9 protein-coding genes are annotated in these 11,917 nt (G+C 75.1%); 5 read left to right on the forward strand and 4 right to left on the reverse strand.

Going from position 1 to position 11,917, the window contains the following annotated elements:
* Nucleotides 1-122: 122 nt before the first annotated feature.
* Nucleotides 123-3,083, forward strand: coding sequence for a BTAD domain-containing putative transcriptional regulator (locus RMN57_RS36450; protein WP_313767582.1), 2,961 nt, complete (start codon nt 123-125; stop codon nt 3,081-3,083).
* A gap of 46 nt (nt 3,084-3,129) precedes the next feature.
* A complete protein-coding gene (locus RMN57_RS36455; protein ID WP_313767583.1) occupies nt 3,130-4,326 on the forward strand; it encodes an FAD-dependent monooxygenase in 1,197 nt (398 codons plus the stop codon).
* A 126-nt stretch (nt 4,327-4,452) separates the two neighbouring features.
* Here RMN57_RS36455 and RMN57_RS36460 read toward each other — a convergent pair whose 3' ends face one another.
* Together RMN57_RS36460 and RMN57_RS36465 are read right to left on the reverse strand one after the other, a co-directional pair.
* Nucleotides 4,453-5,142 (reverse strand): hypothetical protein, encoded by a 690-nt coding sequence (locus RMN57_RS36460; protein WP_313767584.1) that lies wholly within the window; start codon nt 5,140-5,142, stop codon nt 4,453-4,455.
* 187 nt (nt 5,143-5,329) lie between these two features.
* The gene (locus RMN57_RS36465) at nt 5,330-5,827 is read right to left on the reverse strand and encodes a cupin domain-containing protein (RefSeq protein WP_313767585.1); all 498 of its coding nucleotides are present in this window, start codon (nt 5,825-5,827) and stop codon (nt 5,330-5,332) included.
* 276 nt (nt 5,828-6,103) lie between these two features.
* Here RMN57_RS36465 and RMN57_RS36470 point away from each other — a divergent pair, with 276 nt between their 5' ends.
* Nucleotides 6,104-6,913 carry an alpha/beta hydrolase gene (locus RMN57_RS36470; protein WP_313767586.1) on the forward strand — a complete coding sequence of 270 codons (810 nt, stop codon included), beginning with the start codon at nt 6,104-6,106 and terminating at the stop codon, nt 6,911-6,913.
* Nucleotides 6,914-7,009: 96 nt separating this feature from the next.
* Here RMN57_RS36470 and RMN57_RS36475 read toward each other — a convergent pair whose 3' ends face one another.
* Nucleotides 7,010-8,113, reverse strand: a complete 1,104-nt coding sequence (locus RMN57_RS36475; protein WP_313767587.1) for a helix-turn-helix domain-containing protein — start codon at nt 8,111-8,113, stop codon at nt 7,010-7,012.
* Nucleotides 8,114-8,309: 196 nt separating this feature from the next.
* Complete coding sequence (locus RMN57_RS36480; RefSeq protein ID WP_313767588.1) at nt 8,310-9,452, reverse strand: hypothetical protein; 1,143 nt, start codon at nt 9,450-9,452, stop codon at nt 8,310-8,312.
* Nucleotides 9,453-9,859: 407 nt separating this feature from the next.
* On the opposite strand from RMN57_RS36480, the gene RMN57_RS36485 reads away from it, so the two are divergent.
* Both RMN57_RS36485 and rocD read left to right on the forward strand, forming a co-directional pair.
* On the forward strand, nt 9,860-10,396 hold the full coding sequence (locus RMN57_RS36485) for an Lrp/AsnC family transcriptional regulator (protein ID WP_313767589.1): 537 nt from the start codon (nt 9,860-9,862) through the stop codon (nt 10,394-10,396).
* A 181-nt stretch (nt 10,397-10,577) separates the two neighbouring features.
* Nucleotides 10,578-11,855, forward strand: coding sequence for an ornithine--oxo-acid transaminase (gene rocD, locus RMN57_RS36490; protein ID WP_313767590.1), 1,278 nt, complete (start codon nt 10,578-10,580; stop codon nt 11,853-11,855).
* The last annotated feature ends 62 nt before the right edge of the window (nt 11,856-11,917 follow it).

Raw genomic sequence — 11,917 nt, forward strand, 5'->3', positions numbered from 1 at the left:
GGCCGGCCGGCGCGACCGTGCCGGCACGGGGGCCGGCGGGACGCCGCCGCGGTGATCGGATCCGCGCGATCCCGTCGGCTCGACCGTGTCTGCAAGATCGAACCTGATGCATAATCACCCGCATGCTGTTCGGAATCCTCGGCGAGACCCGGGCGTGGCACGACGACGGGGCCGAGGTGCCCCTGGGCGGCCCCGCCCGCCGGGCCCTGCTGGCCCTGCTGCTGGTCCGCCCCGGTGAGGTGGTCTCCGCGGACCGCCTGGCCGAGGAGATCGACCCGGCCGCCGAGCTCTCCGCCCACTCCGTGCAGTCGCAGGTGTCCAGGCTGCGCGCCGCCCTGGGCCCGGCCGCCCCGATCGAGCGCGCCGGAGCCGGCTACCGGATCGCCGTCGCCGACGACGCCGTGGACGCGGGCCGGTTCGAGCGGCTGACCGACCGGGGCCGTGCCGCGCTGCGGGACGGCGACGCGCACCGGGCCGCCGCGCTGCTCCAGGAGGCGCTCGGACTCTGGCGCGGACCCGCGCTGGCCGAGGTCGCCGGGACCGAGACGGCCCGCGCGGCCGCGGTCCGGCTGGAGGAACTGCGGCTCGGGGCACTGGAGGACCGGTTCGAGGCGGCCCTGCGCCTCGGCGAACACCGCACCGCCGTCGCCGAACTGCGCGAACTGGTCGGCCGCCACCCGCTGCGCGAGCGGCCGGCGGCGCTGCTGATGCGCGCCCTGGCCGCCCAGGGCGGCCAGGCCGAAGCCCTGGTCGTGTTCGAGGAGACCAGACGCCACCTCGCCGACGAGCTGGGCGCCGACCCCTCACCCGAACTGGCCGCACTCCACCGCGAGCTGCTGGACACCGGCACCACGCCGGCGATCGCCGCGCCCCCGGCCCAGCTCACCTCCTTCGTGGGCCGCGCCGAGGACGCGGCCGAGACCGCCGAACTGCTGCGGGCGGCCCGCCTGGTCACCCTGGTCGGCCCCGGCGGCGTCGGCAAGACCCGGCTCGCGATCGAGATCGCCGCACGCAGCGCCACCGACACCGGAGCCGGCGAGGTCTGCTTCGTCGAACTCGCCCCCCTGCGCGACGGAGCCGCCCCGGCGCAGGCGCTGCTCGGCGCGCTCGGCCTGCGCGAGAGCGGACTCCACCTCGACGGCTCGCGCACCCCCGTCGACCGGCTGATCGCCGCGCTCTCGGACCGGCTGCTGCTGGTCGTCCTGGACAACTGCGAACACCTCGTCGACGAGACCGCCGAGCTGGCCGCCAGACTGCTCGCCGCCTGCCCCCGGCTGCGCATCCTGGCCACCAGCCGCGAGCCGCTCGGCATCATCGGCGAGAGCCTGCAGCAGGTGGGGCCGCTCGACGAGGACGCCGCCGCCCGCCTCTTCACCGACCGGGCCGCGGCCGTCCGGCGCGGGCCCACCGCCGACCCCGCGCTCGTCCGCCGGATCTGCGCCGCGGTCGACGGCCTGCCCCTGGCCATCGAGCTCACCGCCGCCCGGCTGCGGACGCTGGAGATCCACGACCTCGCCGAGCGGCTGGACGACCGGCTCGCCATCGCCGCCCGCGGCGCCCGCACCGCCGACCAGCGGCACCGGACGCTCCGCTCCGTCGTCGCCTGGGGCTGGGAGCTGCTCTCCGAACCCGAGCGGCAGGCCGCCAGGCGCTTCGCCGTCCTGGCCGGCGGCGCGACGGCCGAGGCCGCGGCACAGGTGTGCGACACCGACGCCGAGACGCTGGAGTCGCTCGCCGACAAGTCCTTCCTGCAGGCCGCCCGCGGCCGCTACCGCATGCTGGAGACCATCCGCGCCTACGCCGCCGAACAGCTCGCGGAGGCCGGCGAACAGGAAGCGGCCGAACGCGCCCACACCCGGTACGTCCGGCAGCTGCTGCGCACCGCCGACCCGCACCTGCGGCGGGCCGAACAGCTGGACTGGCTGCCGGTGCTCGCCGCCGAGCACGACAACGTGCTCACCGCGCTGCGCCGGACGATCGCGGCCGGCGGGGTGGAGACGGCCCTGGAGCTGCTCGCCTCCGCCTCGACCTACCTGTGGATCCGCGGCACCGCCGCCTCGGTGGCACCGGACGCGGCCGCGCTGCTCGCGGCGATCGACGCCCGGTCGGCGGCCGCCCGCCCGGTGCCGGCCGGCGGCCCGGTGGCGCCCGGCACCGAGCCCCCGGCCGGGCTCGGCGAGGAGTACGCGGTCTGCACCCTGCTGGCCGCGCCCGGCTCCACCGGGATACCCGTCTGGCAGCAGCACCGCGCCGCCGCCGAACGGGCGCTGGCCACCGCCTGGTCGGGTGACCGGTCCGGACGGTACCCGGCCGCGCTCCTGGTGTGGATGATGCGCAACGCCGGCCAGGCCGGCCTCCAGGAGCGGCAGAGCGCATTCGAGCTGGTCACGTCGCAGCGCGACTGCCCCGAGCCCTGGGCCCGCTCGGTGGCCCGGTACGTGGCGGGCTTCGGCGCCCTCGGTACCGGGGACCAGGAGGCCGCCGAGAGCGCCTTCGCCCAGGCCGGGGAGGGCTTCGACGCGCTCGGCGACCGCTGGGGTGCCGCGCTGGTCCTCGACCTGCTCGCCGGCCTGGCGGGCGGACGTGGGGACCGGGCACGGGCGATCGCCCTCACCGAGCGGGCCCTCGCCCTCACCGAGGAGCTCGGCGCCCTGGAGGACGCCGCCGACCTGCTGGTCAACCGGGGCGACCGGCTCGCCGCCGACGACCTCCCGGCGGCCGGCGCCGACTACGCCCGGGCCGCGGAGCTGGCCGTCCGCGCCGGCAGCGCCGACGGCCTGGGAGCCGCCCTGCGGGGCCAGGCCGACCTCGCCCTCGCCGCAGGCGACCCGGCCGAGGCCGAGCGGCTGTACACCGAGGCGCTGGAGCGGATCGACCCGCACTGGATCAAAGCCCTCGGCAACCTGGTCCGCACGCTCGCCGGGCTCGCCCGCGTCGCCGAGGCGAACGGGGACCGCGCCGCAGCCCGGACGCACTACCGCAGGGCCGCCGAGTCCGCGGCCGCGGTCGGGCCGTCCGCGTCGGCCGTGCTGCGCGTGCTGGGCCTGCCCGACGCCCTCGTCGAGGCGGTGAGCCGGGCGTGAGCCGGAGGTGAGCCCGCGGTGAGCGCCCCCGGCGAAGCTCACTGCCATGAAGAACCGCAACGTCCTCATCTCCGGCGCCTCCGTCGCCGGCCCCGCGCTCGCCTACTGGCTCCACCAGTACGGCTTCGACCCGGTGATCGTCGAGCGCGCCCCCGCGCTGCGCGACGGCGGGTACGCCGTCGACTTCCGCGGCGAGGCGCACATGTCGATCCTCCGGATGATGGGCATCCTGCCCGAGCTCGAAGCCGCCCGTACCGGCGTCGGCTCGATGTCCTACGTCAACAGCGCCGGCAAGCCGGTGGCGAAGCTTCCCGCCGACCTCTTCGCGGGCGACCTGGAGATCCTCCGCGGCGATCTCGCCCGCATCCTCTACGACGCCACCAAGGGCTTCACCGAGTACGTCTTCGGAGACTCCGTCACCTCGATCGCCGAGGACGACCACGGCGTGACCGTCGGCTTCGAGCGCGGTGCGCCCCGGCGCTTCGACCTGGTGATCGGCGCCGACGGGCTGCACTCCAACACCCGCCGCCTGGCCTTCGGCCCGGAGGAGCAGTTCGTCAAGCACCTCGGCGTCTACTGCGCGATCTTCACCACCGCCAACCACCTCGGGCTCGACCACACCGGGCACGCCTACCGCACCGCCGGCCGGCTGACCGCGATGTACAGCGCGCGCCACAACGCGGAGGCGAAGGCCGTCTTCTACTTCGGCTCACCGGAGCTGGGCCTGGACCGCCGCGACGTGGTGCGCCAGCAGGCGCTCCTCACCGAGCGCTTCACCGGCAACGGCTGGGAGAGCGACCGGTTGCTGCACGACATGCGGTACGCGCCCGACTTCTACTTCGACTCGGTCGGGCAGGTCCGCATGGACGCCTGGACCCGCGGCCGGGTCGCCCTGGTCGGCGACGCCGCCCACTGCCCGTCCTCCCTCTCGGGCATGGGCTCGGGCCTCGCGCTGGTCGGCGCGTACGTGCTGGCCGGGGAGCTGGCCGCCGCGGACGGCGACCACCGCACCGCCTACGACCGCTACCAGGAGCGGATGGGCGCGTACGCGGCCGGCTGCCAGAAGATGGGTGACGGGGTCGCCAGGCTGATGGTCCCCGGGAGCCGGTTGACGGCCTCGTTCCTCAACCGGTACTACAAGCTCATGCCCTACCTACCGGGCAAGGACATGGCCGCCAGGATCGCCCGCAGGACCGCCGAGAACATCACGCTTCCCGACTACGCGAGCCTGGCCGTGCGTTGAGCTGCCCGTCGGCGGCCGGCCGCGAGCCGGCGGCCGCTGGCGGCTCGCGGCCGGGTGCAACGGCGGGACGGCGTGCGGGCGGTGACGGGAGCTCCCGTCACCGCCCGCACGCCGTCCGGCATCGGATCACTCGCAGCCGCGCTGCCAGTTCCAGCCGATGAAGGTGTGGCGCAGCTCGACGTCGAAGGTGCACGACGCGGTGGAGTCGGCGTTCAGCTGCACCGAGGAGTGGTGCGTGTTGGCGTACCAGTTGCCGGTGACGTCGAAGATCCCCTGGTAGCCGAACTCGGCGTCGGCCTTGGTGTGGACGACGGCGCAGTCGGTGGTGCAGTCGTCCGTCTTGGCCGCGGACTTCACCGACCAGCCCGCGTTCCACGGCTCGCGGTTGTTGCCCTGGGTCGCCTCGGTGGCCGCGGTGGTGATCCGGCCGCCGTCGGTGGTCCAGGTGGCGGTGGTGTACAGCCCGGTCATCCGGATGTTGCAGCAGTCGAACATCTCGTTCCAGCTGCGCAGCTGCCGGGTGGTGCCGGCCGCGGCCGCGCCCTGGCCGGCGGCCGCGGTCTTCGACGCCGCGGCCGAGGCCGGCTTGTAGGTGACCGGGCCGAACTGCGGTGTGCAGTCGGCGCCGATCGTGACCTGCTGCTGGACGGCCTGGCCCGGCGCCGGCGCCGGCAGCGAGCCGGTGAGGCGGACGGCGCCGCACTCCTTGCTCTGGCCGGCCGGCGCCTCGGCCGGGGCGGCGACGGCGGTGGTGGTCCCCAGGAGGGAGAGCAGGCCGGCCGCGGCCAGCGCGACAGTGGTGGAACGGAACGTCACGTTCCTTGCCCCTTCGACGAGTTCGATCATGCTCGGACGGCTACGGAGCATAGCCGCGAAGATCGCGTTCGAACGGAGATCGCCGAGATGTTGGCAGGAAGGTGCAACCCGGGCCGGCCCGCCGACCCGACCCGAGTGCTCCTCCGCGCCGGCGGGTCACTCGACGCCGGAGGGTCGACGCCGGGGGTTACTTCGCAGCCGCCTCCAGGGCGGCGCGCCAGAGCGGGCTGTCGACGTAGTGGTTGTCGTACAGCTCGGAGGAGTCCTTGATCTCCTGCGGGCTCGCCTCGCCGCGCATCACCCGGCCGAGCAGGCGCAGGTAGTCGAAGCGGGGCATGCCGGGGGTGAAGGTGAAGAGCACGTCGGCGGTCGAGCCGGGGGCGGCGGCGAAGGCGTGCGGGGTGTGCGGCGGGACGAGCAGGAAGTCGCCCTCGTCGAGCACCGTCACCTCCTCGTCGACGAGCACCTGGAGCGAGCCGCCGATGACGAAGAACAGCTCCGAGGCCCGGGTGTGGAAGTGGGCCGGCGCGCCGACGGCGCCTTCGGCGAAGGTGGAGCGGTAGCTGGTGATCGGGCTGCCGTCGGTTCCGCAGTCGGCCAGCAGGGTCATCACGCTGCTCGGGTCGCTGGTGGTCTCGGCGGTGGCGGCGCGGGTCAGAACGGGCTTCAGAACTTCGCTGTGCATGAATGTGTCCCTGTCAAGACGGGTGGGAGGGGTGGTCGTGACCCCGGACGGGCCGGCCGTGCGCCCCGGGGCTCGCGCGTCGCGCGGCCGGGCTGCCTGCGGCTTCCGACTCCGCCGACTCTAGAACGGCGCGGCGGGCGCCGGGTGTGCCCACCGTGCAGGAACCCTCGACATTCCCTGCAGCCCCGCCGCATTCCCCGCAGCCCCGCTGCGCGGGCCGCCGGCCGGGACACCCCGGCGGTGGCGTGATCGCGGCGGCGGGTCCAGCCTGGGCCTATGAAGGAATCGCTGGACGTGCGCCGCGCGGGCCCCGAGCACCCGAGGCACCGGGCGCTGCTGCTGCCGGGCGGGATGTGCAGCGCCGAGTTCTACGCGGACGTGATGGCGGAGCCGGCGCTGGTCGAAGCCGGGCTGGCCACGGTGGCGGTGACGCTGCCGGGGTTCGGGCGCACCGTGCCGCCGGACGACCTCGCGATGGAGAACTACGCCCGGCTGATGGGGGAGTGCGCGGCGGACGAGGCCTGCGACCTGGTCGTGGGTCACAGCATGGGCGCGAACGTCGCGATCGAGATGGCCGCCGCGGGCGACTTCGCCGGGCCCGTGGTGCTGCTGTCGCCGACGTTCTCCAAGAAGGACGAGGCCGCGTTCCTCGGCGTGCTGGACCACCTGGGCCGGGTGCCCGGGCTGGGGCCGCTCTCCTGGACGGCGGTGGTCAAGACCCTGCCGCCGATGATGAAGAAGGAAATGATCAAGGGCGGGGTCACGGAGGACCGGGCGCGGACGCTCGCGGCGGACATGAGCAACAACGATCCCGGGTTCTGCCGCCCGTCCGTGCGGTGCTACTACGAGTACCTGGACCGCCACCCGTCGCTGGTCGCCCGGCTCCGCGACTCCGGACAGCCCGCCTGGGTCGTGCGGGGTGACCGCGACGAGATCGGGCTGACGGACGAGGAGCGCCGCGGGCTGGAGGCGAGCCCCGGGATCACCATGGTGACGGTGGCGGATGCCGGGCACCTGCTGCTGGTGGAGCAGCCGGCGCGGGTGGCCGAGGTGATCGTCGAAGCGGCGGAGGCGGTGCGGGCCTGACGGTCCGCAGCCCGGGACGGCAAGCGGGCCGGCCCGGTGACGGCCGGCCGACGGCGGGACGCCGGGCAGGGCACCGCCGGGCCGGTCAGCGCGGGGTCACGGCCCGTCGCCGCCCGGCGGGGTGGCGCCGACGCCGCCGTCCCGCTGCCGGGGAACCGTGGCCGCCCCCGGCCCGGACGAGACGCGGGTGTTGGCCCGCCGGTGGAAGCCCTCCGGCCCGTCCCGCAGCCCGGCGTCGTGCCGGGCGTTCGCGCGGTGCTCGGTGGGGCTGAGGCCGTAAGCGTCGCGGAAGGCGCGGCTGAAGGCGGTGGAGCTGGCGAAGCCCCAGCGGGTGGCGATCGTCTGGACGGGCAGGCCGCCCAGGTGCGGGCACTCGAGCTCGGCGCGGCAGCGTTCGAGCCTGGCCCGGCGGATGGTGGCGGCCACGCTGTCCGGCCGGTCGCGGAAGAGCCCGTACAGGGTGCGCAGGGAGATGCCGTGCCGGTCGGCGATCGTCTGGGGTGTCAGTTCCGGGTCGCCGAGGTTGTGCTCGATGTAGGTGGTGATCCGTTGCATCATGGCCTGGGCGCGGGCCTCGGCCGGTACCTCGTCGGGTGTGCCGAGCTGCTGGGCGAGGCAGGCGCCGGCCAGGTCGAGGGCGACCGCCCCCATCCGCGCCAGCTCCTCGGGCCGGCAGCCGGGGCCGTGGCGGAGGAGCGTCTCCAGGAAGCCGGTGAGGATCGCACCGGTTCCGGTGTGGGCGGGGAGGCGCCGGGCGAGGAGCCCGTCCACCCGGTCCGACCGCAGGGGCAGCACGGACCGGGGGATCTGCAGGACGGCGGCCCGCGCCTGTCCGATTTCGGCCAGGGCGGTGTTCTCCATCGGCCGGGAGGTGTCCGTGAGCATCAGGTCCCCCGTGACGAGCGCCTCGCGGCCGAGCTGGGCGACGTGGAAGGCGCCGCTGGTGATCCAGGCCAGCTGGTACTGCTCGGGATCGCCGCGCCGCACATGGGCCGGGGTGCGGCGGGACACCACGGGGGAGAAGGCGAACGTCGACAGCCGGACGGTGCCCAGCTCCAGGTTGGTGATCTCGGCCCGGAAGTCGCTGGTGTGCTCGCTGCTGAGCGCGACGGGCATCAGGTCGCTGGAGACCGCCGCACGGAACCACTCGAACCTGTCCGCCGGCGGCACGACGGCAGCCGAGGCGCCTGACCACCCCACACGACCTCCCACACTCCTGCGGCCCGGCCGGTCGGTCCCGCCGCAGGCAGCGGCCGGACGCCCGGCCTCCCCGCGCCCCGATACAAGATCAATTATGCGGTGTCGTGGCCGATGGCATCCGGCGGCCCGACGGCCGGTCGACGGCAGACGCCCGGAGTGCCGTCGTCCCCCGGGCGTCTGCCGACCGGACGCGTGGTCAGACCTTGTAGTAGAGGTCGAACTGACGGGTGCCGGAGGCGGAGTTGTTGGTGATGCCGAAGCACAGGCGCAGCCCCTCGGGGCCGGTGTAGACGGCCATGCCCTCGGGCTCACGGGGGTTGGCGCCCGCGTCCGCCTCGGAGTGGGTGCGCCGGATGTAGCCGGTGGCGGGGTCGTTCTGCACGCCGTTGAGGTCCATCGAGGTGGTGTGGACGGTCCACTTGTCCAGGCCCGCGAGCGGCTTCGACGGGTCGCCGGTGCGCGCATCGCCGTCGAGCAGGTAGACGTACCGGCCGTGCGAGGCGAAGCCCTGGAAGGTCGCGGCGGTCTGCGTCGGGGCGCCGTTGGCGTCGGCCTTCGGCAGGAACGGCTGCTGGATGCGGGCCAGCGGGGCCGGCAGGGCGGTGCCGTCGGTCGCGGCCGTGCGCGCGGCCGTCAGGTCGTACGCGGCGAACCAGTGCTCGCCGGCGAGGGCGTAGCGGAGCAGGAGGATGCCGTTGGCCGCGTCGACGTACGGGGTCATCGCGGTGGCGGCGGCATCCGGGGAGGCCAGGCGCCGGACGTCCGGGTGGCTGGTCCAGAGCAGGGTCTGGTCGGCGAACGGGAACCGGACGATCTCCCGGCCGTAGCCGCTGGTGGCCGCACTGGCCTCGGTCCAGACGTAGGCGGGGGTGACGGCGGTCGCGGGCTCGATGCCGAGCGACACGCCGTGCCCGAAGCCGAGCAGGTACATGTGGCCCAGGACGGCGCCGCTCAGGTCGTGCTTGGTGAGGCAGAGGTCGCCGGAGGCGGCGTGCTGGTCGCCGTCGATCGTGGCGGTGACGGCGACCTGGCTGCCGGACCGGAGGTAGGCGACCTGGCTGGCCCCGGCTATCTGCAGGGTGTACAGGTGACCGTTGACCGAGTCGAACGCGATGCCCTGCAGCGTGGTCGAGGTGTCGCGGTTGACGATCGACCCGGCCCACCGGGTCGAGCCGTGGTCGACCCCGATCAGCGGGGCGCCGTCCGGGATGTTCGCCGGGTTCACCGGAGCGGCGGCGGCCTGCGCGGCGCCGGCCGCCGCGAGGGGCGCGGCCGCGGCGGCGGCGACACCCGCCCCGGCGAACATCAGACGGCGTCGGGAAAGGGCGGGCGAAGACATGTGACTCCTCGTCGGTCGGGACCGAGGCCGGTCGGCCAAGGTGGGGGACGGGCGCCCCGGGGCCCCGTCCGGCCGATCAATGTAGACGACCGTCCGTCAGATGATCACCGCCTCGCCGCGGGAGGCGACCGGTCGCCCGGCGGCACTCCGGGTACCCGGGCGGAACGCCGACCCCGCGCGCCGGTGGCGGTCGCGACCTGCTCGACGACTCTCGGCGCGGCGTTCGACGGGCATTCGTGGTGACACCGCGGTGCCCGGCCCGGTCTTGCGTTCGGCCCCGCCCCGACCGGGCTGACCTGTGGTTATGCTGCGCCCGTGGGGCGCGCGGAGCCCCGGGCGGCCGGCCCGTGCGCCCGCCGCCCGGCCCGCCCGACGGCCACCCGCTGCGCTGTGAAGGACCACCGACCATGAGTACCAAGGCCACGACGCACGCCACCACCCCGCAGTTCGACGACCTGGACCGCCGGATCGTGGCGGCGCTGATGGAGAACGCCCGGGCGAGCTTCAACGAGATCGGGGCGGCCGTCGGCCTCTCCGGCACGGCCGTGAAGCGCCGGGTCGACCGGATGCGCGCGGACGGCGTGATCACCGGGTTCACGGCGACGGTGCGCCCGTCCGCCCTGGGCTGGGGCACCGAGGCGTACGTCGAGGTGTACTGCGACGGCGCGGCGCCGCCGAGACGGCTGGCCGAGGTGGTGCGCAACCACCCCGAGATCGTCGCGGCGATGACCGTCACCGGCGGGGCGGACGCCCTGCTGCACGTGCGGGCGGCCAGCGTCCAGCACTTCGAGGAGGTGCTGGAGCGGATCCGCGCCGAGCCGTTCGTCCGCCGGACGGTCAGCAGCCTGGTCCTCTCCGACCTGCTCGCCCCCGGCAGCGAGCCCGGTGCCGAGGCCGGTGCCGACCGCGCGGCGCGGGGCGGCGGCGCAGCGATGCTGCGTTGAAGCGGCGGAACACGCAGCGAAGCTGCGGTGCCGCGGCGGCGATGCCGCTTGTCGCGGAGCGGGCCCGCTCCCTAGCGTTGAGGACACCCCCGAAGCCGCACGCGGGGACCGCCCGCGTGCCCGCGGATCGCCTGCGCCACCCGTCCGCACCGATCCGCCGCCCGCACCCAGGAGACCGGTCATGACCGCAGCCGCCCGCCCCACCGACCCCGCCGGCCCGGTCGGCCCGACCCCGGCGGACCGGGCCGACCGCTCGTCCGCGGAGCTGATCCGGGCCGAGGAGCCCGTCCTCGCGCACAACTACCACCCGCTGCCGGTGGTCGTGGCCCGGGCGGAGGGCGTGTGGGTCGAGGACGTCGAGGGCCGCCGCTACCTGGACATGCTGGCCGGCTACTCGGCACTGAACTTCGGCCACCGCCACCCGGCGCTCGTCGAGGCCGCGCACCGCCAGCTCGACCGGCTCACCCTGACCTCGCGCGCGTTCCACAACGACCGGCTCGCCGCCTTCGCCGAAGGACTGGCCGGGCTGACCGGTCTGGACATGGTGCTGCCGATGAACACGGGCGCCGAGGCGGTGGAGAGCGCGATCAAGGTCGCCCGCAAGTGGGCCTACGAGGTCAAGGGGGTGCCGGACGGGCAGGCGACGATCGTCGTGGCCGGCGGCAACTTCCACGGCCGGACCACCACGATCGTGAGCTTCTCCGACGACCCGGTCGCCCGCGACGGGTTCGGCCCGTTCACGCCCGGCTTCCGCAGCGTCCCGTACAACGACCTGGCCGCGCTGGAGGCGGCGCTGGACGAGACCACGGCGGCCGTCCTGATCGAGCCGATCCAGGGCGAGGCCGGGGTGCTGATCCCCGACGACGGCTACCTGGCCGGTGTCCGCGAGCTCACCCGGCGGGCCGGGTGCCTGTTCGTCGCGGACGAGATCCAGTCCGGGCTCGGGCGCACGGGCCGGACCCTCGCGGTCGAGCACGAGTCCGTCCTGCCGGACCTGGTGCTCCTGGGCAAGGCGCTCGGCGGCGGCATCGTCCCGGTCTCGGCGGTGGTCGGCCGCCGCGACGTGCTCGGCGTGCTGCGCCCCGGCGAACACGGGTCGACCTTCGGCGGCAACCCGCTGGCGGCGGCGGTCGGTTCGGCCGTGGTCGCGCTGCTGGAGACCGGCGAGTACCAGCGCCGTGCCGCCGAACTGGGCGCGGTCCTGGAGTCCGGGCTGGCCGCACTCGCGGGCAAGGGCGTGACGGCCCACCGCGTCCGGGGCCTGTGGGCGGGCGTGGACGTGGACCCGGCCATCGGCACCGGACGCGCCGTCAGCGAGCGGCTGCTGCGCGAGGGCGTCCTGGTCAAGGACACCCACGGCTCGACCATCCGGCTCGCCCCGCCGCTGACCATCACCCGCGACGAGCTGGAGTGGGCGCTGGCCGCCCTGGAGAAGGTCCTCACCGGCACGGAGGGCTGAGGCCGTCGGCCGCGCCGAGGGCCGTGACCCCGGCCCGGACGCGTGGCCGGGGTCCAGCGGTA

The organism is Kitasatospora sp. CM 4170 (assembly GCF_032110285.1).
GTDB lineage: Bacteria > Actinomycetota > Actinomycetes > Streptomycetales > Streptomycetaceae > Kitasatospora > Kitasatospora aburaviensis.